This window comes from Mycobacterium sp. UM_WGJ (assembly GCF_000455125.1).
Classification (GTDB): Bacteria; Actinomycetota; Actinomycetes; order Mycobacteriales; family Mycobacteriaceae; genus Mycobacterium.
Genome location: NZ_AUWR01000064.1, coordinates 1 through 23533 on the forward strand (window position 1 = coordinate 1; position 23533 = coordinate 23533).

General features: G+C 66.4%; 19 protein-coding genes and 1 pseudogene. 11 read left to right on the forward strand and 9 right to left on the reverse strand.

Annotation, left to right across the window (positions count from 1 at the left end; all coding sequences use genetic code 11):
* Positions 1-2121 (forward strand): annotated as a pseudogene (locus N416_RS24170) (PE family protein); the annotation flags it as partial.
* Positions 2122-2192: 71 nt separating this feature from the next.
* Here N416_RS24170 and N416_RS0118035 read toward each other — a convergent pair.
* From N416_RS0118035 to N416_RS0118050, 4 genes are all read right to left on the reverse strand, one after another.
* Complete coding sequence (locus N416_RS0118035; protein WP_024443501.1) at positions 2193-3140, reverse strand: histidine phosphatase family protein; 948 nt, start codon at positions 3138-3140, stop codon at positions 2193-2195.
* 9 nt (positions 3141-3149) lie between these two features.
* Positions 3150-3566, reverse strand: a complete 417-nt coding sequence (locus N416_RS0118040) for a nitroreductase family deazaflavin-dependent oxidoreductase (RefSeq protein ID WP_369797617.1) — start codon at positions 3564-3566, stop codon at positions 3150-3152.
* Positions 3567-3647: 81 nt separating this feature from the next.
* Positions 3648-4037, reverse strand: coding sequence for a hypothetical protein (locus N416_RS0118045; RefSeq protein ID WP_024443503.1), 390 nt, complete (start codon positions 4035-4037; stop codon positions 3648-3650).
* Positions 4037-5188 (reverse strand): steroid 3-ketoacyl-CoA thiolase, encoded by a 1152-nt coding sequence (locus N416_RS0118050; protein WP_024443504.1) that lies wholly within the window; start codon positions 5186-5188, stop codon positions 4037-4039. The genes N416_RS0118045 and N416_RS0118050 overlap by 1 nt, the downstream gene beginning before the upstream one ends.
* 183 nt (positions 5189-5371) lie before the next feature.
* On the opposite strand from N416_RS0118050, the gene N416_RS0118055 reads away from it, so the two are divergent.
* Genes N416_RS0118055 through N416_RS0118080 form a run of 6 tightly spaced genes read left to right on the forward strand, consistent with a single transcriptional unit; the run spans position 5372 to position 11374 of the window.
* Complete coding sequence (locus tag N416_RS0118055; protein WP_024443505.1) at positions 5372-6622, forward strand: cytochrome P450; 1251 nt, start codon at positions 5372-5374, stop codon at positions 6620-6622.
* 36 nt (positions 6623-6658) lie between these two features.
* Entirely contained in the window at positions 6659-7663 is a 1005-nt protein-coding gene (locus N416_RS0118060; protein WP_024443506.1) for an acyl-CoA dehydrogenase family protein, read from the forward strand.
* Positions 7664-8827: an acyl-CoA dehydrogenase FadE29 gene (fadE29, locus tag N416_RS0118065; RefSeq protein WP_024443507.1), complete on the forward strand. Its 1164-nt coding sequence runs from the start codon at positions 7664-7666 to the stop codon at positions 8825-8827. It begins immediately after the preceding gene.
* A gap of 14 nt (positions 8828-8841) precedes the next feature.
* Positions 8842-9819, forward strand: a complete 978-nt coding sequence (locus N416_RS0118070) for a bifunctional MaoC family dehydratase N-terminal/OB-fold nucleic acid binding domain-containing protein (RefSeq protein WP_024443508.1) — start codon at positions 8842-8844, stop codon at positions 9817-9819.
* A gap of 5 nt (positions 9820-9824) precedes the next feature.
* Complete coding sequence (locus tag N416_RS0118075; protein ID WP_164518028.1) at positions 9825-10217, forward strand: MaoC family dehydratase; 393 nt, start codon at positions 9825-9827, stop codon at positions 10215-10217.
* Entirely contained in the window at positions 10217-11374 is a 1158-nt protein-coding gene (locus tag N416_RS0118080; RefSeq protein WP_024443510.1) for a lipid-transfer protein, read from the forward strand. Before N416_RS0118075 ends, N416_RS0118080 begins: the two co-directional genes overlap by 1 nt.
* Positions 11375-11440: 66 nt before the next feature.
* On the opposite strand, the gene N416_RS0118085 is transcribed toward N416_RS0118080, so the two are convergent.
* From N416_RS0118085 to N416_RS0118095, 3 genes are all read right to left on the reverse strand, one after another.
* Positions 11441-12916, reverse strand: coding sequence for a PPE family protein (locus N416_RS0118085; protein ID WP_024443511.1), 1476 nt, complete (start codon positions 12914-12916; stop codon positions 11441-11443).
* Between the two features lie 402 nt (positions 12917-13318).
* The gene (locus tag N416_RS24300; protein ID WP_024443512.1) at positions 13319-15118 is read right to left on the reverse strand and encodes a hypothetical protein; all 1800 of its coding nucleotides are present in this window, start codon (positions 15116-15118) and stop codon (positions 13319-13321) included.
* 296 nt (positions 15119-15414) lie between these two features.
* Positions 15415-16917, reverse strand: coding sequence for a PPE family protein (locus N416_RS0118095; protein WP_024443513.1), 1503 nt, complete (start codon positions 16915-16917; stop codon positions 15415-15417).
* Positions 16918-17133: 216 nt separating this feature from the next.
* On the opposite strand from N416_RS0118095, the gene N416_RS23345 reads away from it, so the two are divergent.
* Positions 17134-17469, forward strand: a complete 336-nt coding sequence (locus tag N416_RS23345) for a hypothetical protein (RefSeq protein ID WP_125078943.1) — start codon at positions 17134-17136, stop codon at positions 17467-17469.
* A 323-nt stretch (positions 17470-17792) separates the two neighbouring features.
* Here the strand turns inward: N416_RS23345 and N416_RS0118100 are convergent, their stop codons facing one another.
* A complete protein-coding gene (locus N416_RS0118100; protein WP_024443514.1) occupies positions 17793-18653 on the reverse strand; it encodes a MaoC family dehydratase in 861 nt (286 codons plus the stop codon).
* A gap of 2 nt (positions 18654-18655) precedes the next feature.
* On the reverse strand, positions 18656-20338 hold the full coding sequence (kstD, locus tag N416_RS0118105; protein ID WP_036458516.1) for a 3-oxosteroid 1-dehydrogenase: 1683 nt from the start codon (positions 20336-20338) through the stop codon (positions 18656-18658).
* A gap of 263 nt (positions 20339-20601) precedes the next feature.
* Between kstD and N416_RS0118110 the strand changes: the two genes are divergently transcribed.
* The 3 genes from N416_RS0118110 to N416_RS0118120 form a co-directional block, all read left to right on the forward strand.
* Positions 20602-21861, forward strand: coding sequence for a cytochrome P450 (locus tag N416_RS0118110; protein ID WP_036458508.1), 1260 nt, complete (start codon positions 20602-20604; stop codon positions 21859-21861).
* Positions 21862-22028: 167 nt separating this feature from the next.
* On the forward strand, positions 22029-22814 hold the full coding sequence (locus tag N416_RS0118115; RefSeq protein ID WP_024443517.1) for a 2-keto-4-pentenoate hydratase: 786 nt from the start codon (positions 22029-22031) through the stop codon (positions 22812-22814).
* A 20-nt stretch (positions 22815-22834) separates the two neighbouring features.
* On the forward strand, positions 22835-23533 hold a 699-nt coding region (locus N416_RS0118120), incomplete at its 3' end, for an acetaldehyde dehydrogenase (acetylating) (RefSeq protein ID WP_024443518.1).

Below are 23533 nucleotides of genomic sequence, written 5' to 3' on the forward strand. Positions count from 1 at the left end.
GGTGCCGGCGGCAAGGGCGGTGACGGCGCAGCCGGTGTTGACGCCACCAGTTCGGCAACCCCGAACGGCACCAACGGTGGCAATGGCGGCAAGGGCGGCAGCGGTGGTGTCGGTGGTCTAGAGGCCGACGGTGCGACGCGGGCCGTTGATGGTCAGGGTGCTGATGGTGGTGCCGGTGGCCGGGGCGGTAACGGTTTCACTCAGGCTGCGGGCAGCTCGGCCAACGGTGGCAACGGCGGTCAGGGCGGCGTCGGTGGTGCCGGTGGTGACCGGGGTGCGGTGGCGGCCAGTGGCGGCGCTGGTGGCCTGGGTGGCAACGCCGGTAACGGTGGTTCCGGTGCGGACGGCAAGGCCGGTACCGATGCCACCGTGGCCGGTGCCGCCGGTGGTACCGGTGGTGATGGCACCAGCGGTGGCAAGGGTGGCAATGGTGGCGCCGGTGGCGCTGGTGGTGCCAGTGGTACCGCCAGCAACGGCACGGCTGACCACCACGGTGCTGGTGGTGTCGGTGGTAACGCCGGCAGCGGCGGCAATGCCGGTAACGGTGGCGCCGGTGGTAAGGGTCTCGGTGGTGGCACCGGAGCGACCGCGGGCGTCGGTGGTAACGGTGGCGCCGGTGGTAACCGCGGCGCTGCGGGCACGGCCGGTGTCGGTGGCGACAGTGGCGGCGGGCAGACGGCCGCCAACGGCCAAGCCGGTAGCGCCGGAACTGCCGGTGGTAACGGCGGCAAGGGCGGCGACGGCGGCACCGGCACCACACTGGCCAGCGGTGCCGGCCAAAACGGCGGCGCAGGCGGCAAGGGCGGTGCAGCTGGATCGCTCGGCAACGGTGGTGCCGGCGGTAGCGGCGGCAACGGCGGTACCGGCGCCAACGGGACCACGGGCGGCTCCAACGGCTCTGCCGGCGGCAACGGCGGCAATGCCGGTGCGGGCGGCAATGCCGGTGCGGGCGTCGGTGACACCGGTGGCAACGCCGGTAAGGCCGGTAACGGCGGTAACGGCGGTAACGGCGTCGACGCCACGGCGGCGAGCGGCAAGGGCGGTAGCGGCGGTAACGGCGGCAACGCCGGCAACGGCGCGGCCGGCGGCAGCGCCACTAACGGAACTGGCGGCGCCGACAGCGATGGCGGAGTGGCCGGCAACGGCGGCAACGGTGCCAACGGCGCTCGGGGCACCGACGGCATCGGATCTCCGTCGTACAACGCCACTGCCAGCAATGGAACGGTGGGCGGTGCCGGCGGCACCGGTGGCAACGGAGGCTCCGGTGGAGCCGGCGGCGGCACCACCGGTGTGGGCACTAATGGTGGCGACGGCGGTAAGGGTGGCATCGGCGCCGATGGCGGTAACGGCGGCTACACCTACCACGGAAACGAGGGCTATCCGACCCAGGGGCACAACATCGGCAACGGCGCCAACGGTGGCGCCGGCGGTGCCGGCGGCAACGGCGGTACGGCCGGCGCAGGTACCGCCCAAGGTGCTGCCGGGCACGCCGGTAACGGCGGCGACGGCGGAGTCGGCGGCAAGGGTGGCAGCAGCGGAAACCTCAGTTCCTTGGGCTACATCGACACCGCCGGGAACGCCTCCAAGGCGGGGAATCCGATCACCGTCACGGGAACAGGTGGCGCCGGCGGCAGCGGTGGCAGTGGGTTCGTCGGCGGCGACGGCGGCGACGGCGGTATGGGCGGCAGCGACCAGTACGCAGCCGGCTCGCACGGCGGTAGTGGCGGCGCGGGCGGCAACGGCGGCGCGGGGGTCGGGGCCGGTAGCACCGGTGGTGCCGGCGGTGACGGCGGCAAGGGCGGTGACGGTAGCAACATCCGCTGGGGCTGGACCGGCAGCGGGAAGCCGCCGTCCTCGATCAGCAACGGAACCACCAGCGCCTCCGGCCCGGTCAACAACGTGTCGGGCGGTAAGGGCGGCGCCGGCGGCAACGGTGGCACCGGCACGACCAGCGGTGTCGGCGGCACCGGTGGGACCGGTGGCACCGTCGTCACCCCGAACCTGCCGACCGGTCCGGGATCCATCGGCACCAATGCCGGTCAGATCAATGGCGGTGCCGGCGCCACGGGTGGGACCGGCTCCACCAACGGCGCGACCGGTGCGAACGGCAAGACGCCCTAAGCCCTGCGTCTCGACGCAAGAAAGCTCCGCACACCTTCGGGTGTGCGGAGCTTTCTCGTAGGCTGACCAGGTCAGAAGGCGCCGAACAGGTCGTGCACCACCTCGGCCGGGAATTGCAGGACCGCCGCGCTGACGTCGTCGGCCCCGGCCTGAACCGCATCCACGAATGTCGCCGGGTCCCCGCTGAGCAGAGCTTCCCAGCCGTGGAAGAGCGCCAGCTGCGGCGCGGTGATCAAGTCGCGCACATCGACGAAGAGCTCGGTGAGCAGTCCCGGGTCTTCGGCGACCGGCTGCCCGTTCCAGCTGACCAGTGTCCAGCCGTCCTCGGGGTTGCCCCGAACCTCGATGACGCCGGTGAAGGGCAGCAGCTCACCCGTGCTCAGTGCTTCGCTGAAGAGGATGCCGAAGTCAGGATTGTCGACGTTCATCAAGGTCCAGAACACGATCGAGCCTTCGTGGGAGAACACCGCAGCGGTGTCGCCGCCCTCGCTGTCGGCATAGATCGCGGCGACGGCGGCAGAGAAACGATCCTGGAAAGCCATCCCGTTGGAATCCGAGGAGCCCAGCTGCGGAACGAAATACAGACCGAGCGCCCACAGCATCGGCGCCGCGGCGTACAGCACCGCCCCCACCGGCAGCCCGCCGACGTTCACCGGCAGGTCCGCGAGAAGACCGGCGTCGATCTCGTTGAGTCCGGACAACTCGTGCACGGGCAGGCCCAGCAGCTCTGCCAGTGGATCCGCGGTCTCGTGCGCGCGGGTCATGATCGAGGAGTAGATGCCACTGATGCCGTCATCGGCCAGCAGGTCGGCGACGCTGTGCGCCTGCTGTTGGCCGAGTTCGGTCAGCGGGGGACCGGGAACCTCGTTGTTGATCACCAGGTTGTCGCCGGCTTGCCCGTGCCGCACGAACTCCAGTGTGATCGATTCGGCAGCCCACGCCGCGGGGGCTGCGAACAACACGACGACCGCGGGAAGGGCGGCTGCCCCGTAGCGCAGGCGCCGCGAATCCCGGATCACCGGCGGTCCTTAGGGCTCGCAGATGACGATCGGGATCTCCCGATCGGTCCAGGCCCGGTAGTTGACGAAGTCGGGGTACATCTTGTCGAGCTTGGGCCAGTAGGCGGCCCGCTCGGCCTCGCTGGCGTCGCGGGCACGCAGCGACAGCACTTCGCTGCGGATCCGGAATGACACCTGCGCGTCGGCCTTCAGGTTCAGATACCACATCGGGTTGGTGGCGCGCCCGCCTTGGGAAGCCACCAGGATCACCCGGTCACCTTCGCGCAGGAACAACAGCGGGGACTCCCGCGGCTGACCGGACTTGCGTCCGGTGGTGGTAAGAATGCCGACCTCGGGAACCTCACCGAAGTGCTTGGTGCCCAAGCGCCACTTACCGCCGACGCGTCCGCCGGTCGCCTTGTAGGCCCAGGTGTTGGCCCGCGACATCCACTTGATCACCGTCCCGGTGACCGGCGAATCCAGCGACTTCGGCTTCTCGGGAATGTCTGGCTTGCTCACGGGCTCACTCTAGCGGTGGACGAACGGACGGATCCCCGCGCGGATGTGGTGAATCACGGCGGTACCGTCCGGGCTGTCAGCGGGGATCCGGAAAACCTCATCGACATGCGAGCACACCCGGAGTCCGAACAGCGACGGCTTGGTGATGATGTCGTAGACCGCCCGCACGTCGTCGCCGTCGATGCTGTACGTGGGCAACGTGGCCGCCGAGATCAACCGGAACTGCGGGCCGCGGTTGAGGCTGCGCCGCAGATGATTTCCCGAGAAGCCGGTCTTGAGTCCGACCTCGATCCGGACGCAGTCCGCACTGAACGGAACCGCCGAGGCGTCGTGGCTGACCAGCGCGTCGATGTAGGCCTGCGCCGCCGCTATCCGGTCGGTCTCGGAAACCGGGGCCACTAGATGCGCTCGATGATGGTGCCGGTGGACAGCGCTCCGCCGGCACACATGGTGATCAGCGCGGTCGAGGAGTCGGTGCGCTCGAGCTCGTGCAGCGCCGTGGTGATCAGCCGGCTGCCGGTGGAACCCACCGGGTGGCCCAGCGCGATCGCCCCGCCGTTGACGTTGACCCGATCCATGTCCGGCTTGTGCACCGCTGCCCAGGACAACACCACCGAGGCAAACGCCTCGTTGATCTCGACCAGGTCGATGTCGCCGATCTTCATGCCGGCCTTTTCCAGCACCTTCGCGGTGGACTGCACCGGGCCGTCGAGGTGGTAGTAGGTTTCGGCGCCGACGTTGGCCTGGCTGATGATGCGAGCCCGCGGCCGCAGACCGAGAGCTTTGGCCTTGTCCTCATCCATCCACAGCACCGCGGCGGCGCCGTCGGAGATCTGCGACGAGGTACCGGCGGTGTGAATGCCGCCCTCCATCACGGGGTTCAGCGCCGCGAGGCCTTCGGCCGTGGTGTCGCGCAGACCCTGGTCGCGGCTGACGATGTTCAGCTCGGCGGTGGGCTGCTTGTTCTCGTCGATCACCGGGGCCTCGATCGGGGAGATCTCCCGGTCGAACCGACCCTCGGCCCAGGCCTGTTTGGCCCGCTGCTGAGACCGCAGCCCCAGTGCGTCCACGTCGGCGCGGGTGATGCCCCGGCGCTTAGCGATGCGCTCGGCCGCCTCGAACTGGTTGGGCAGGTCAATGTCCCAGGACGCTGCGCGGGCGCCGCCGCCGTTCGCCCCCAGCGGCACGCGGCTCATCGCCTCAATCCCGCAGGCGATGCCGATGTCGATGGCGCCGCTGGCGATGAGGCCGGCGATCAGGTGGTTGGCCTGCTGTGCGCTGCCGCACTGGCAGTCGATGCTGGTGGCGCCGACATGCTCGGGCAGCCCGGCCACCAGCCAGGACTGCCGGGTGACGTTGTTGCCCTGCTCGCCGAACTGGGTGACGCAGCCGCCGATCACCTGCTCGACGATTCCCGCGTCGATGCCGGCCTTCGCGACCAGTGCCTTCTGCACCGCCCCGAGCAGTTCGGTGGCATGCAGGCCGGACAACCAGCCATTACGTTTACCGATGGGGCTGCGGGTGGCTTCTACGATGACAGGATTACCCATGCGGCCAGGCTAGAACACGTTTCATTAGTCTGACAAGCGACGATGCGGCACTGCCTTTGATCTGCGGTCGGGCCGTGTTTCAATGGTCGCAATCAGGCACTAGACGGCGTTGTTCGGCGGTTGATCGTTCAAACGTCGTCAAACCCAACACAGTTACCTACCGAACACTCTAGGAGTAGACACATGGGCTGCCCCGCCATTCCCAGCGACTTCGACTTCCTCGACTCCGAGATGAGCCTCAAGGGCCTACCGGTCAACGAGCTCGCCGAGCTGCGCAAGTCCGAACCGGTGCGCTGGGTCGACGTCCCCGGCGGAACCGGAGGTTTCGGGGACAAGGGTTACTGGCTGGTGACCAAGCACAAGGACGTCAAGGACGTCTCGTTGCGCAGCGACGTCTTCTCCAGCGCGATGAACGGCGCGATCCCGGTCTGGCCGCAGGAGATGACCCGTGAGGCGGTCGACCTGCAGCGCGCGGTCCTGCTGAACATGGACGCGCCGCACCACACCCGGCTGCGCAAGATCATCTCCCGCGGCTTCACTCCCCGTGCGCTCTCGCGGCTTGAGGACGAGTTGAAGGCGCGAGCGCAGAAGATCGCTCAGAACGCCGCGGCGTCCAACACCGGCGACTTCGTTGAGCAGGTGTCCTGCGAGCTGCCGCTGCAGGCCATCGCCGAACTGCTCGGTGTGCCCCAGGACGACCGGGACAAGTTGTTCCGCTGGTCCAACGAGATGACCGCCGGCGAGGACCCGGAGTACGCCGGCGTCGACCCGGCGATGTCGTCGTTCGAGGTCATCACCTACGCCATGAAGATGGCCGAGGAGCGGGGCAAGAACCCCACCGACGACATCGTGACCAAGCTGATCCAGGCCGACATCGACGGCGAGAAGCTCAGCGATGACGAGTTCGGCTTCTTCGTCATCATGCTGGCGGTCGCGGGCAATGAGACCAGCCGCAACTCGATCACGCACGGCATGGTCGCGTTCTCGCAGAACCCCGACCAGTGGGAGCTGTTCAAGCGGGAACGGCCGCAGACCGCCGTGGACGAGATCATCCGTTGGGCCACTCCGGTTTCGGCATTCCAGCGCACGGCAAGCGAAGACACCGAGATCTCCGGCGTCAAGATCAAGGCCGGCGAGCGCGTGGTGATGTCCTACCGGTCGGCCAACTTCGACGAGGAGGTGTTCGACGATCCGTTCACCTTCAACATCCTTCGTGACCCGAACCCGCACGTCGGCTTCGGCGGCACCGGGGCGCACTACTGCATCGGCGCCAACCTGGCCCGCCTGACCATCAACCTGATCTTCAACGCCGTCGCCGATCACATGCCCGACCTGAAGCCGATCGGCGAGCCGGAGCGGCTGAAGTCGGGCTGGCTCAACGGCATCAAGCACTGGCCGGTTGATTACTCGGGTGCGTGCCCGGTCGCGCACTGAGCACCCTGACGGCTAGACGAATCAAGGAGGATTCGGGTGGATTTCACACCGAACCCGGAGCAGCAGGCGGTCGCCGATGTGGTGACGTCGGTGCTCGACCGAGACAACAGCTGGGATGCGCTGGTAGCCGGCGGCGTCGCGGCGCTGGGCGTGCCAGAACGACTCGGTGGAGACGGTCTGGGCCTGTCGGAGCTGGCCACCGCGCTGACCGAGATCGGCCGTCATGGCACCGTCGGTCCTGCGCTGGCGACGTTGGGGCTGGGGTTGATCCCGCTGCTGGACCTGGCGTCCGACAGCCAGCAGGACCGGTATCTGTCGGGAGTGCCCACCGGTGCGGTGCTCTCGGCCGCGCTGAACGAACCCGGCCGACAGCTGCCGGAGTACCCCAAGACCAGCTTTGCGGGCGGAAAGCTCAACGGCATCAAGACCGGTGTTTCCTATGCCCAGACGGCGGCTTGGTTGGTCGTCACTGCTGATAAGGCGGTGGTGGTAGTCGCCCCGGATGCCGACGGCGTCACGATCACCAAGACACCGACCTCCAACGGATCCGACGAGTACGTGGTGACGTTTGCCGACGTCGCGATCGAGGATGCCGACGTGCTCGACGGCGCCAGCGTTGCCCGGGTCAACCAGTTGGCGCTGGCCGCCACCGGGGCGTTCGGGGCCGGACTGGTGGCCGGCGCCCTGCGGTTGACCGCCGACTACGTCGCCACCCGCGAGCAGTTCGGCCGTCCGCTGTCGACGTTCCAGACGGTGGCCGCGCAGCTTTCCGAGGTTTACATCGCGTCGCGGACCATTGACTTGCTGTCGACATCAGTGATTTGGCGGTTGGCTCAAGGTCTTGACGCCGGCGATGATCTCGGCATCCTGGGTTACTGGCTGACCTCGCAGGCTGCACCGGCCATGCGACTCTGCCACCACCTGCACGGCGGAATGGGCATGGACATCGCGTACCCGATGGACCGCTATTACTCCTCGATAAAAGACTTGACCCGGCTCTTGGGTGGTCCGGTGCACCGCCTCGACTTGGTGGGAGCGTAAATGTTCATCGACCTGACACCCGAGCAGCGGGCGCTGCAAGCCGAACTGCGAGAGTACTTCTCGACCCTCATCACGCCCGAAGAGGCGCAGGCGATGGAGTCGGATCGGCACAACGAGGCCTACCGTGCGGTGATCAAGCGGATGGGCAGCGACGGCAAGTTGGGCGTCGGTTGGCCCAAGGAGTATGGCGGCCTGGGATTCGGCCCGGTGGAGCAGCAGATCTTCATCAACGAGGCCAACCGTGCTGACATCCCGTTGCCGATGGTCACCCTGCAGACTGTCGGCCCAACACTGCAGGCGCTCGGTACCGATGATCAGAAGAAGAAGTTCCTGCCTGGAATTCTTTCCGGCGATGTACATTTCGCGATCGGTTACTCCGAGCCCGACGCCGGCACCGATCTCGCGTCACTGCGGACGACCGCGGTCAAGCACGGTGACGAATACATCGTCAACGGGCAGAAGATGTGGACCACCGGCGCTCACGACGCCGACTACATCTGGCTGGCCTGCCGAACCGACCCGACCGCTGCCAAGCACAAGGGCATCTCGATTCTCATCGTCGACACGAAGGATCCCGGGTACTCCTGGACTCCGATCATTCTGTCCGACGGGGCCCATCACACCAACGCGACGTACTACAACGATGTGCACGTACCCGCCGACATGCTGGTTGGTGAGGAGAACGGTGGCTGGAAGCTCATCACGACGCAGCTCAACCACGAGCGGGTCGGTCTGGGGCCGGCTGGTCGCATCGCCGGCATCTACGACCAGGTACACGACTGGGCGTCCAAGCCGGGGTCGGACGGCGTCACGCCTATCGAGCACGACGACGTGAAACATCTGCTGGCGCAGATCAAGTCGATCTGGCGTATCAATGAGTTGCTCAACTGGCAGGTGGCAGCCTCTGGCGAGAACATCGCCGTCGCCGACGCGGCGGCCACCAAAGTGTTCTCCACCGAACGCATCCAGGAAGTCAATCGACTCGCTGAGGAGATCGTCGGCAGATTCGGCAACCCGGCGGACCCCGAGACCGCTGAAGTCCTCGTCTGGCTGGACAAGGTGGCCAAGCGCAACCTGGTGATCACCTTCGGCGGCGGCGTCAACGAGGTCATGCGCGAGATGATCGCCGCTTCTGGGCTGAACGTTCCACGGGTGTCACGATGAGTCGAGGAGAGGTGATGAGCGACCTTTCCACCGGGATCGAGCAGATACTGGCGTCGGGCCGCAGCAAGCCGCGGTCCGGTCGGGATCCGGTGAACCAGCCGATGATTCGGCACTGGGTCGACGCGATCGGCGACACCAACCCGATCTACACCGACGAGGCAGCCGCGCAGACGGCCGGGCATCCCGGAATCGTCGCTCCGCCGGCCATGATCCAGGTGTGGACGATGATGGGCCTGGGTGGGGAGCGCCCCGCCGATGACCCCCTCGGCAAGGTCATGGAACTGTTCGACGGCGCGGGCTATGTCGGCGTGGTTGCTACTAACTGCGAGCAGACCTATCACCGCTACCTGCGTCCCGGCGAGGAAGTCAGCGTCACCGCAGAGGTGACCGACATAGTGGGGCCCAAGAAGACCGGCCTGGGCGAGGGCTACTTCGTCACCCAGAAGATCCGTTGGTGGGTGGGCGAAGAGAATGTCGCTGACATGATCTGGCGCATCCTGAAGTTCCTGCCGGCCGACAAGGCGGGACAAGGCTCCACGCCGGCAGCGGTTGCACACGAGGATCTCGACCCTGACAAGATGATGCGCCCGTCGTGGTCGCGGGACTCCAAGTACTTCTGGGACGGGGTTGCCGCACACGAGCTGCGCATCCAGCTCCGCCCGGACGGCAGCCTGCAGCACCCGCCGGTGCCGGCGGTTTGGAAAGACAAGACCGAGACCACCGACTATGTCGTTTCCAGCGGCAAGGGAACGGTGTTCAGCTACGTGGTGCACCACGCGCCCAAGGTCCCCGGCCGCAGCTTGCCGTTCGTGATCGCGCTGGTCGAGCTCGAGGAGGGCGTGCGGATGCTCGGTGAGCTCCGCGGCGCCGACGCGGCCGCGGTGAAGATCGGAACGCCGGTCCGCGCAACCTTCCTCGATTTCCCTGCCAGCGATGTCGGACCGGCGTGGTCGCTGTACGCCTGGGAGCCTGTGGAAGGAGACGGGGCATGAGCGCTGTGACTGTCGACGTGGGCACCAAGCTGCCCGAGCTGAAGATCTACGGTGATCCGACGTTCATCGTCTCCACGGCGATCGCCACCCGCGACTACCAGGACGTGCATCACGATCGGGACAAGGCGCAGGCCAAGGGTTCCAAGGACATTTTCGTCAACATCCTGACCGACACCGGCCTGGTGCAGCGCTACATCACCGACTGGGCCGGGTCCAACGCCGTGATCCGCTCGATCGGCCTGCGGCTGGGTGTGCCGTGGTACGCCTACGACACCGTCACCTTCTCCGGTGAGGTGACGGCGGTGGAAGACGGCCTGATCACCGTGAAAGTCGTGGGCAACAACAGCCTTGGCGACCACGTCATCGCCACCGCCACTCTCACCCTCGGGGAGGAATGATGCTGTCCGGTAAGGCGGCTATCGCCGGAATCGGCGCGACCGACTTCTCGAAGGAATCCGGGCGCAGCGAACTGCGCCTGGCTGCCGAGGCGGTGCTCGACGCCCTCGACGATGCGGGCCTGAAGCCCTCGGATGTCGACGGCCTGGTCACCTTCACCATGGACTCCAACCTGGAGACCGCCGTGGCGCGTGCCACCGGGATCGGTGAGCTGACGTTCTTCTCCCAGATCGGCTACGGCGGTGGTGCCGCCGCGGCGACCGTGCAGCAGGCCGCTCTGGCGGTGGCGACTGGTGTTGCCGAGGTGGTCGTCGCTTACCGTGCCTTCAATGAGCGCTCGGAGTTCCGGTTCGGCCAGGTGATGACCGGTTTGACAGTCAATGCCGACTCGCGCGGCGTGGAGTACAGCTGGTCGTATCCGCACGGCCTGAGCACCCCGGCGGCCTCGGTGGCGATGATCGCCCAGCGTTACATGCACGAATACGGCGCCACCAGTGCGGATTTCGGTGTGGTGTCGGTGGCCGACCGCAAGCACGCGGCGACCAACCCCAAGGCGCACTTCTACGGCAAGCCGATCACCATCGAGGACCACCAGAATTCGCGGTGGATCGCCGAGCCATTGCGGTTGCTGGATTGCTGTCAGGAGACCGACGGCGGAGTGGCGATTGTGGTGACCACGCCGGAGCGAGCCCGCGACCTCAAGCATCGTCCGGCGATCATCGAGGCGGCCGCGCAGGGCGCCGGGGCCGACCAGTTCACCATGTACTCCTACTACCGCGAGGAGCTCGGCCTGCCGGAGATGGGTCTGGTGGGCAAGCAGCTGTGGGCGCAGTCGGGTCTGACGCCCGCCGACATTCAGACCGCGGTCCTCTACGACCACTTCACCCCCTACACGCTGATCCAGTTGGAAGAACTGGGATTCTGCGGCAAGGGGGAGGCCAAGGACTTCATCGCCGGCGGCGCCATCGAGCTCGGCGGCCGGTTGCCGATCAACACCCATGGCGGCCAGCTCGGCGAGGCCTACGTGCACGGCATGAACGGCATCGCCGAGGGCGTGCGCCAGCTGCGCGGTACTTCGGTCAATCAGGTCGACGGCGTCGAGCACGTGCTGGTGACCGCCGGCACCGGTGTGCCTACGTCGGGCCTGATTCTGGGCTAGCCGCGATCGCTTCCCGCCGAACGTGAAGTTGGCTTCACGCTGGGTGGGAGGGGAACCCGGCACCGCTCAATCGTTGGTGGGTTCGCCCCAGCTCTCGGGCAACAGCGGAAGGGTCGGCCCGTCGTTCAGACCGCCGCTCGCCAGCGTGGTCAAACCCGTCGCGGGCAGACCAGGCTTGGCTTGCGCCGCAGCGAATCCCAGGCGACCGGCACTGCTGTCGGAGGCGCGAGTCGCGGCGTCGGGTCCGATGTCGGGGGTGTCGTCGGCATAGACGTAGATGTGCGCGTCCGCGTGACCGCGAGCGGCTCGGCGTCGGCGGGCCCGGGACCGATCCCGTGCCGAGGCGGCGGTGGCCGCATCCTCGGCGGCAGAGTCGGGATTCGATGCCTTCTTCACGGCATGGCGGCGGGCCACGGCGCTCACCTGGCCGGCAACGCCGGGAGGCCCGATCACATACGGGGGGAAGAACGCCGGGCTACTAGCGGCGGGGGGAGCGGCAGGCGGTGCCGCAGCCGGCGCTGCGCTGGTGGTCGGCGCCGAAATGGAGCCACCCGTGGCCGGTGCCGCGGCGGTGTTGGCGACGGTGGTGGACGAACCCGCCGAGCCCCCGGCGGTCAGCGGATTGGCCGGAGGTACGGCCTCGACGGCCAGCGGAACCGGGGCAGGCTGAATTCCGGCCAGTCCGGCCAGGCCGGCCGCCCAGCCCAGGTTGCCGATCGCCAGGCCCAGCGCGGGTTGCAGCAGCGCCGGCGCGAATTGGCTCAAGGTGGCGGCGAGCTGACTGGCGTGGAAGGTGACATCGGCCATGATGACGGGGAGATCGGTCAGCAGCGCTGCCGGGTCGGTCAGCAGATCGTTGATGATGATCTTGGCCCACTCGCCCATTTCGCCGAAGACGTCTTTCCACCATTCCGGGTCGGTCGGATCCAGATCGCCGTCGTGGATCCCGTCGTGGTCGTGGTCGTGGTCGTGGTCGTGGTCATGGTCATGGTCAGCCTCGGAATAGCCGACGATCGGCGGTGCCACGGCGAGCCGTGGGGCTGATGCCACGGCTGCCCCGGAGACCGTTTCGTAGGTCGCCATGGTGGTGGCGGCCTGGATCCACATCCGCACATAGTCGGCTTCGTTGACCGCGATCGGAATGGTGTTGACACCAAAGAAGTTGGTGGCGACCAAGATTCCGTGGATAGTGTGGTTGGCCGCCAGTTCGGGCATCGTGGGCATCGCCGCCAATGCGCTGACGTAGGCCGCGGCCGCTGTTTCATGTCGGGATGCTCGCGCGGCGCTGTCCGCGCTGGCCGTCGCCAACCAGGCCAAGTAGGGCACGTGTGCGGCGAGATAGCGCTCGGCGCTAGGCCCCTGCCACGACGCTGCCTGGGTGGCTCCCAACACGTCCCGCAGCGCCTCCGCGATCGCGGTGTACTCAAGGCTCAGCGCCGACCACGCGCCGGCGGCAGACAACAGGGGCCCGGGCCCCGGGCCGCTGCCCAGCGCAGCCGAATGGACCTCGGGGGGCGAGGCCATCCATACCGGCGCGGTCATGCCGGACAGATTATCCGAAGATGAAAGTCATTTTCAATTAGGGTTGCCTGGGTTCAGGCGGGCGCTGCCGGGAAACCTAGGCCGAAACAAGCTCCCCATCGTTGAGGATGACGGCGTCCTTTCGTGCCCGCGCCACCACATTGCCCACCAGTCGGCCGCTGTCTTTCCACTGAATAGTTGGGGTCGTCATGGTTGAGGCCGTCGTTTCGCCTGGCCGGGAACGTGACCAAACGGCGGGAGGTGCGCCGTATCACTAGCCTCGGAAGTTCATTGCTTGGCATCAGTAACACGGCGGGGGTGGCTGATCGATTTACCGAATGGCGGGAGGGCCCCGCACGGCCGGCGTGCGGGGCCCTCCCCGAAGGACCTCAGAGGCGGTGACTTCCGCCAGCGACTACGACGTTAGTGGTCGTGGTCGTGGTCGTGGTCGTGGTCATGGTCATCGTCTTCGTCGGGATTGATGGGCGGTTCTTCCCCACTGTGGTCATGGCTGGAATCGTGCTCATGCCCGGCTCCGCCAGTACCACCGATACCTCCGAATGGTCCACTGGCCGGCCCACCCGCGATACCGGCTTCGCCCAACAACTTGCCGGAATCGCCGCCATGGCCGCCATGGCCGCCGGCACCACCAGGCGCTAGGGCCTCAACGCCGTTGCCGCCGCGACCGCCGGCTCCGCCGTCGCCACCGGCGCCGTGGGTGCCGATGTTGTTGCCGCCGTCACCGCCGGCCCCGCCGTTACCCGCTGCCCCGGAGATCACAGTAGTGTCCGGCAAGGTGATCGTCGCACCGGCAGAGTTGCCGCCAGCACCCCCGGCACCGCCGGCCCCGCCATCGCGTGTCTCACTGTCGCCACCGATTCCACCGGCACCACCGGCACCACCGATATGGGTTCCGTTGCCACCGGCACCACCGGTGCCACCGGCACCGCCGTGGACTGCGCTGCCGATTCCGCCGTTACCGCCAGCACCGCCAGCACCGGCGGTAATTCCGGCGCCGCCGTCACCACCGGCGCCGCCGCCACCACCGGTACTACCGTTTCCGCCGTAACCGCCCACGCCGCCAGCGGCTCCGTCCGAGAGGACGTCGGTGCCGTCGACGGCACCGGCTCCGCCACCGCCGCCGTCACCGCCGGCGCGCCCCATCCCTGCTGCCGTAGCGGCACCCGTGGTTCCGAAGGTGGTACCGAAGAGCGTGCGAGCCAGCCCGCCCTCGCCCGCAGCGCCGCCATTGCCGCCGTTTCCGCCGGCCCCGCCAGCGGTGGCCTCATGGATGAAGAGTTCGCCGTGATCATGGTCGTGGTCATGACTGTGCGCTACGGCGTCGGCGCCCTCGCCGCCGTCACCGCCGTAGCCGCCGTTGCCTCCGCGACCGGCAGCACCGCCGTGGCCGATGACCCACCCGCCGTTGCCGCCCGTTCCACCGACACCACCAACACCGCCGTCGCCGCCAGCACCGCCGACCTGGTCTATCTGTCCGTCAGCACCCGCTGCGCCGTTGCCGCCGGCGCCGCCCCTGCCGCCCGCACCACCGGAACCGTAAAAGTAGGCGTTCCCTCCCGCGCCACCGGCGCCGCCGACACCACCGTCGAGGCCGTCGGCGATGCTGCCATTCAGACCCAGGCCACCCACGCCGCCGGCGCCGCCGTCACCGACCAGCAGGCCACCCGATCCTCCTGCTCCGCCAGCAGTCGCTGCGACCAAGCTGTCACCACCGTAGTAACCGGTGGCCAGACCGACGCCGCCGATGCCCCCGTTGCCGATCAGCCCAGCATTGCCGCCCGCGCCGGCGGCGCTCAGAACACCGTCGAGGTAGCTGGCGTCAGTGCCGGTACCACCGTCACCGAACAGGAAACCCCCGTCGCCGAGGTCGCCGATACCGGGCAACCAACCGAACAGCGAGGTGTTGGCGCCAGCGAAGTCGTCGATTCCGTTGCCGATCAACAGCCGCCCGAATAGTGCCTCATAGAGGCCGAAGCCGTTGAGCAACTCAAGCAGCCCGGCATTGGCGGGGTCAACGAGGAATTCCTGTGCTCCAGCATGGAGATTGTCATAGGTCGCGTCAAAGACATTGGCCCAGCTAAAACCCGATTCCGCTGCCGAGCCGGGCACGTCCGTTGATAGGAAACTGGCATCGGTCAGACCGCTGACATCGGATAGCGTGCTGAAATCCGGCAGGTCGATGAGGAGATCGTCCGCGCGCACAACCGGCACTGATATCAATGGCGACATCCCAAATGCCAAAAGCGCACCAACTGTGCTACCTGCACCTATTGCGCGACGCAGCTCGTTGTTCTTCCGCCTTGTGTTGTTGTGATCACTCATCTACACACTCTCAATCTATGTTGGGACTACTGGTCAAATTGTTATGACTGCATATATGCAACGGTCCATATCTATCCGAAATCAGATATGGGTGGAGTCGCATATATACGCTTGGATATATGTATGCCTTAACACCCTGCTCTGCAAATTGTCGCGGTAATTTCACAGGCGGGCCATTAGGCATTGTCGTGCCAGCTTTCGGGTAGCAACGGGATTGTCGGCCCGCTACCGAAGTCATCACCGGACAAGGTGGTTAATCCCGCTGCAGGGGAATCCTCCTCGGTATGTGTGCCGGAGATCCCCAGCCCACCGGCGATACTGGCCGACACGCGAGTCGACAATGTGGGCTCGGGTTTAGGGAGTGCTGTGTTGTCGGCGTACACCTTGATGAATTCGTCTGCGTGCCCTGGTGCAGTTCGACGCCGCCGGCTTCTGGTCCGACTCCGTACGGCAGCGGCCGCCGTCGAGTCTTCGGTGGCCGGGTCGGGATTCGATGCCTTGCTCGCGCTGCGGGAGCTGGCTTTGGCGTTGGCCCGGGTTACTGCGCCCGTAGGGCCGATAACGTACGGCGGGAAGAACCCCCCGCCTGCTGGCGGAGGTGGAGCCGGTGGTGGCATCGGACTCGGTGGAGCGCTGGTGGGAACCGAAGCCGGCGAAGGCGTGCCGACAGTCGTGGACGCTGGAGCGGGTGGTGCACCCAACGACGCGCCGGTTGCAGGTGTGGTCGGGGCGATCGGTTCGGCGCCGACCGGGACGGAAGCCGGCTGAATTCCGGCTAGGCCTGCCAGGCCGGCAAGGCTCGCCGCCCAACCCAGGTTGCTGATGGACAAGGCCAGCGCCGTCTGCAGCAGCGCCGGGGCCAGCTGGCTAAGCAGCGGCGCGAGCTGGGCGGCATGGAACGTCAGGTCGGCGATGATCCAGGTGAGGTCGGTCATGAACGCGCCAGGATTGGTCAGCAGGTCGATCAGCAGCACTTCGGCGTAGTAGCCCAGTTCGCCCCATACGGCCACCCACCATCTCGGGTCAGTCGGATCCAGGCCCTCGCTGGCGTGATCGTGGTTGTGACCGCCATCCAGGTCGTCGTCGTTGTGCTCGTGCTCGTGGTCGTGGTGCTCGTCGTGCTCGTGGTCGTCGTGACTGTGGTCGACGATCGTTGGCGCTACAGCCGGCTGCGGCGCCGAGGCCAATGCTGCGCCGGACACCGCTTCGTAGGTGGCCATAGTGGTCGCGGCCTGGACCCACATTCGGAGGTAGTCGGCTTCGTTGAGCGCTATCGGAATGGTGTTGATGCCGAAGAAGTTGGTCGCGACCAATACACCATGGCTGGCGTGATTAGCGGCCAGCTCTGCCAACGTCGGCATGGTCGCCAGCGCGGTGACGTAGGCCGCAGCCGCTGCTTCGTGCAGGGAGGCATGCGCGGCGCTGTCGGCACTGGCTTTGGTCAGCCACGCCAGGTACGGGAGATGCGCGGCGAGGTAGCTCGCGGCGCTGGGTCCCTGCCATGCCCCGGCTTCGGTGGCGGCCAACGATTCCCGCAGCGCTTCGGCGATCGCGGTGTACTCAAGGCTCAGCAATGACCATGCGCCGGCGGCGGACAACAGTGGGCCGGGCCCAGGGCCGCTGCTCAACGCAGCTGAATGAACCTCTGGAGGAGATGCCATCCACATAGGCGCGGTCATAGAGCTCACCATACTGAAAATGAAAATCATTATCAATAACGATAAGAGTTGTGCGCTGGCCGTGGACGCCGAGGACTGCTGGTGGACACGTGACTGGTGGTACTGCTGTTCCCGTGAGGCGGATGTCCGTATGTCGGGCAAGCGCAAGACGTACGCCCCGGCGTTTCAGGGGCAGGCGGGCCGCCTGGTAGTCGAGACCGGTCGGCCCGTGCCCATGTGGCCGCCGAGATCGGTGTGGGTGAGCAAGCGTTGGGCCGCTGGGTGCGCCCCGCCGGCGAGGTGTCCGACGCCGACAATAATGGTGTGGCGCTTAATGCTGACGAGCGTCCTGAGCGGGTGCTGTTGAGCGAAGAGAACGCTGAATTGCGTTCGGGCCGGCAGCTTTTGAAAAATCCGCAGCTTCGTCGCCTCCGAACGGAACGGTGGAAGCGTACCGGGTCATCGAAGTCGAGAAGGTCAACTCGCCATCGTGCCGATGACCGGCGTTTCCATGACGTCTCCGGTCAGGTGTACGGCGCACCGCGATCCGGGCTGATCTGCAGATCCGAGTGAGGACGGGGAAGTCATTTCCGGTAAGACCGCGGCAGCCTCCATGCGTCGGCAGCGACTGGCCGGAATCAGCCCACGGCGGTTCGTTCCGGTGGCCACCCTCGTCGATCTCGACGCCCACCGGCCCACCGGCTTGGTAGATCGCCCATTCGATCAGGGGCGCTCGAGGTGAGCCCTGGACATACCCACTTCCTCCCAGCGAACCCGTGCACCGCTGTCTCGGGTGTCCACTGAAACTGAAGGCTCAATCACATGACAGACTCGCTCATCCCGGCCGTGACCACTCCAAGCCACGCTCACCAGAAGCCCGTTTCAGGTCGAAGTAGCTATGCCGTAACAAGCTCCACATCATTGAGGATGGCGGCATCGTCACGCGAGGGTGCGATCACGTTGCCCACCAGTCGATCGCCGTCTTTCCACAGCCGGGCCCGCAGCGTCTCGCCGGGGAAGACCACGCCGGCGAACCGGGCGCCGAAGGAACGGACCGCGCCGGCGTCGCCGTCCAGCGCGGTGTCCGCCGCTGCCTTGCAGGTCATGCCGTAGGTGCACAGGCCGTGCAGGATCGGCCGGTCGAAGCCCGCCGCGGCCGCGAACGCCGGGTCGGAGTGCAGCGGGTTGCGGTCGCCGCAGAGCCGGTAGAGCAGTGCCTGCTGCGGGGACACCGGGATGTCGACTTCGAAATCCGGTGCCCGGTCGGGCAGTTCGCTCGACGTCGACGGCCCGCGCTCGCCGCCGAAGCCACCCTCGCCGCGAGCGAAGATGGACCGGTGCTGCGTCCACAGTGGCGTGCCGTCGGTGCTGGTCACCGAGGTCTCGAGCACCACCACGGCAGCCTTGCCCTTGTCCCACACCTCGACGATCCGGCTGATCGCGCGGGCGCTGCCCGATGGAGGCAGTGGCGCGGGCACGGTCACCTTCTCCGAGGCGTGCAGGATCTTGGCCAGGTCGATCTCAACACCGGGCCAGCTCACCTTCGGCGGGTCCACCTCGTTGAATGAGGCTGCGACGCAGCCGAAGGTCGGTAGTACCTGCGGCTTGCGGTCCACCACATAGCTCAGCTCCCGCGGATCCATCGGGTCCGACCCGGCGCCCAGCGCCAGGTTGTAAAGCTGCACATTGGTTGCGGTCCAGGAGAATTCGACCTGGCCGAACTCCGCTCCCAGTGCGACGTCGAGATCGATCGCCATAATCAGGCCTTTCCGGCGATGTCGAGAGCGGCCAGGTAGCCGAACGTCATGGCGGGTCCGATGGTGCCGCCCGGTCCGGGGTAGGTGTGGCCCATCACCGGTGCGCTCACGTTTCCGGCCGCATACAGCCCGGCGATGACGCTGTCGTCGTCGCGCAGTGCCCGGCCGTTGACGTCGGTGCGGATCCCGCCCTTGGTGCCCAGGTCGCCCGGCACCATCTTGGCCGCGTAGAACGGGCCCTGTGCGATCTGGCCCAGGTTCGGGTTCGGCTTGTTGGTCGGGTCACCGTAGTAGCGGTCGTAGGCGCTCTCGCCGCGGTGGAAGTCCTCATCCACGCCCGTCCGCGCGAACTCGTTGAACCGCTCGACGGTCGCGGTCAATGCGGCGGCCGGCACGCCGGTCTTGGTCGCCAACTCCTCCAGGGTGTCGGCGGACACGATCACGCCGGACTCCAGCCATTTCTTCGGAATCCGTTGTCCCGGTTGCAGCCCCGCGAAGATGTAGTTGTTGCGGTAGCGCTGGTCGAAGATCAGCCAGGCCGGGATGTTCTCGCCGGGGCCGGGGCCCTGACCGAACTCGCCGCCGTACATGTGGTGGCAGGCCTCGACGTAGGGCATCGACTCGTTCATGAACCGCTTGCCGGCCATGTTGACGATGATCGATCCGGGCGAGTTGCGCTCCGAGAGCGCGAACCACGGTGCCCCGGGCAGCGGCACCGTCGGCCCCCACCAGGAGTCCTCCATGATGTCCAGGGCGGCGCCGAGCTTCTCGCCGGCCACGATCCCCTCGCCGGTGTTGGCCTTGGCGCCCACGGTCCATTCGGTGGTGATCGGCGCGCGCTGGTACTTCACCCGCATCTGTTCGTTGTGCTCGAACCCGCCGCTGGCCAGGATGACCCCGCGCCGTGCGCGGATCAGCCGCGGCTCACTCGACTCGGAGTCGCCCGCCGCCCGGACGTAGACACCGGAGACCACGCCGTCTTCCACGTAGAGGTCGGTCAGCGCGGTATTGAGCTGCACCGGAACTCCGGCTTTCTGCAGGCCGATGCGCAGCGGGGCGATCAGAGCCCGGCCCATCCCGACCAGGTTCTTGCCGGTGGCCTGGGCCCACATGGTGCGGGCGCCCACTTTCAGGCTGCGCAGCACCCCGCGCGGGTGGCGCTTGAGCTGGTTGAGCCGGACGTAGTCCTGCTGCATGACAACGACGTTCAGCGGCACTTTGCCGTAGGCCGGCTCCAGGTCGTTCATGTCCGCGCCCAGCTTCTTGGCGTTGAACGGCTTCGGCTCGATCGAACGGCCGGTGGGCTTGCCGCCGGGCTGCTCGGGGTAGTAGTCGGCGTAACCGGGAACCCAGCACATCTTCAACGGCGAGTTCTTCAGCACGAACGACAGCATCTCCGGCCCGCGCTGCAGATAGGTGTCGATCTTCTCGGCGGGAACCACGTCGCCGACGATGGTGTGCAGATAGGTGCGAGCAGCCTGGACGTCATCTTTGACGCCGGCGCGCTGCAGCACCTCGTTGTTGGGGATCCACACGCCACCACCGGAGCGAGCGGTCGAGCCGCCGTAGTGGGCGGCTTTCTCGATGACGATGGTGGACAGTCCCTGGTGGGCGGCGGTGAGCGCGGCGACCATCCCGGCGCCGCCGCTTCCGACCACGACGACGTCGTACTCCTGTTCGGCCATGTAGAACACGTTATAGAATTGCCCCGCCCGGGCGCCAGTTGGCTGGGCTTATCGCGCGCGCGGCTCCCGTGCAACCGTTCCCTACCCTGCTGGTAACACCTGGGTTTCGGCCAGGTCATGGCCACCTGGCGACACGGTAGAACGTGTTCTAGTTCCGGCTTGGACGCAGGGCCTTTCTGCCCTTTTGTCTCAGGTGAAGGCATGCTTTACTGGCGCTAGAACGTATCGTTTCCCCTGCGGTTCAGTAGTGAGGAGTTGTCATCGTGGCCAGCCCTACTATCCCGTCAGCCACCGGTATTCCGGCCGGTTTCGACTTCACCGATCCGGAAATCTATGCCGAGCGACTGCCCGATGCGGAGTTCGCCGAACTGCGGCGCAGTGAGCCGATCAAGTGGATCGAGCAGCCCGACGATAAGAGTGGCGGCTTCAAAGACGGCGGTTACTGGGCGATCACCCGCCATGAGGACGTCAAGGAGATCTCGCGGCTCGACGGCGTGTTCTCCAGTGAGCGCAACGGGGCGATCCCCAGGTTCCATGACGAGACAACCCGTGAACAGCTCGACGCGCAGCGGATCTTGATGTTGAACCAGGACGCGCCGAAGCACACGCGGCAGCGGCGGATCATTTCCCGTGGCTTTACGCCGCGACACATCTTGCCCTTGCACGATGACCTGCAGGCGCGGGCGCAGGCCATCACCAAAGAGGCACTGGCGCGGGGCAGCGGTGACTTCGTGGTGGAAGTGGCTTCGGAGTTGCCGTTGCAGGCGATCGCGGGGTTGATGGGGGTTCCGCAGGAAGACCGCGGCAAGTTGTTCGACTGGACCAACCAGATGACGTCGTACGACGACCCCGAATTCGCGCACTATGACCCGGCGGCCTCAGCGCTGGAGATCATCACCTATGGGCTCAAGCTCGCGGAGCTCAAGCGACAGAACCCCGGCCCCGACATCGTGACAACGCTGGTCGAGGCCGACGTCGACGGCGAGAAGCTGGGCGATGACGAGTTGGGCTACTTCATCATCCTGTTGGCGGTGGCCGGTAGCGAAACCACTCGCAACTCGATCACCCAGGGGATGATGGCGTTCACCGAGCATCCCGAGCAGTGGGAGCTGTTCAAGAAAGAACGTCCGGCGACTACCGCCGACGAGGTGGTGCGCTGGGCCACTCCGGTGACATCGTTTCAGCGCACCGCAACGCGTGATCACAACCTGAACGGTACGTTGATCAAAGAGGGGCAGCGGGTGGTGATGTTCTACCGCGCGGCCAACTTCGACGAGACGGTGTTCGACAAGCCGCAGGAGTTCAACATCTTGCGTGACCCGAACCCGCATGTCGGTTTCGGTGGTACTGGTGCGCACTACTGCATCGGCACACATCTGGCACGGATGACCATCGGACTGATCTTCAACGCGATCGCCGACAACATCCCCGACCTCAAGCCACTGGACCGCCCGCAGCGGCTGCGTTCGGGTTGGCTCAATGGCATCAAACACTGGCACGTCGACTACACCGGTGGTCGGTGATCAGGAACCGCCGATCTTGCAGCGGGTGAAGTAGGGCAGATCGGTCAGCGGCGGCGCCACGGTGGGCTGCGGCCTCGTCTCCGTGTTGGCTTTTTAGAACACGTTATAGAATTGCCGCTGAACGGCTCGTTTCATCCGCTCAACACCACCCGAGGGGACCATCGAAGATGCTCAGCGCCCAGATCCGTGAGGAACTCGCTGCCGAGTTGGCGCAAGCGGAGCGGAGTCGGGTTCCGATCTCTCCGTTGACGGCGGCTCAGCCCGGTATCGACGTCGTCGACGCCTACGAGATCCAGCTGATCAATATCCGCCAGCGGATCGCCGAGGGCGCCCGCGTCGTCGGACACAAGGTCGGCCTGTCCAGCGAGGCGATGCAGCAGATGATGGGCGTCGACGAACCGGACTACGGGCACCTGCTCAACGAGATGCAGGTGTTCGAGGACTCCCCGGTCAAGGCGTCGAACTACCTCTACCCGCGGATCGAAGTAGAGGTGGCCTTCATCCTGGCCGCGGATCTGCCGGGCGCGGACTGCACCGAAGAGGACGTGCTGGCCGCGACCGAGGCCTTCGCCCCGGCGATCGAACTGATCGACAGCCGGATCACCGACTGGAAGATCAAACTCTGCGACACCATCGCCGACAACGCCTCATCGGCGGGATTCGTGCTGGGCAAGCAGCGGGTCAAGCCCGGTGACATCGACATCAAGAACATCGATGCGTCCTTGACCAAGAACGGCGAGGTGGTCGCCCAGGGCCGCAGTGACGCGGTGCTGGGCAACCCGGTCACCGCGGTGGCCTGGCTGGCTCGCAAGGTGGAAAGCTTCGGGGTGCGGTTGAAGGCCGGCGACATCGTGTTGCCGGGCACCGCGACCCGGGCCATCGATGTACATGCCGGTGACGACTGTGTCGCCGACTTCACCGGGCTGGGTTCGGTCCGGCTGGTTTTCGCATAGATTCCAATAGAGGAGCGTTCATGGCTGCTAAGGCCTCAGTGGCGATTGTCGGGTCGGGCAATATCAGCACTGATCTGTTGTACAAGTTGCTGCGTTCGCAGTGGCTGGAGCCGCGCTGGATGATCGGCATCGATCCGGACAGCGAAGGTCTGGCTCGGGCGCGCAAGCTGGGTTTGGAGACCTCGGCCGAAGGAGCGGACTGGCTGTTGGGGTTGGATGAGAAGCCGGACTTCGTCTTCGAGGCCACCAGTGCTTATGTGCACAAGGCGTATGCGCCCAAGTATGAGGCCGCCGGGATCCGGGCCATCGACCTGACCCCGGCCGCGGTGGGTCCGGCGGTGATTCCGCCGGCGAATCTGCATGAGCATGTGGATGCGCCGAACGTCAATATGATCACTTGTGGTGGTCAGGCCACCATTCCGATCGTGTACGCGGTCACCCGCGCGGTCAAGGAGCAGGGCGGCACGGTGCCGTATGCCGAGATCGTGGCCAGCGTTGCCAGTGTGTCGGCCGGTCCGGGTACTCGGGCCAATATCGATGAGTTCACCAAGACCACCTCGCGTGGGGTGGAGGTCATCGGTGGTGCGCAGCGGGGTAAGGCGATCATTATCTTGAATCCGGCTGATCCACCGATGATCATGCGCGACACCATCTTCTGCCAGATCCCTGAGGACGCTGATCGGGATGCGATCACCGCGTCCATCAAGGACGTGGTGGCG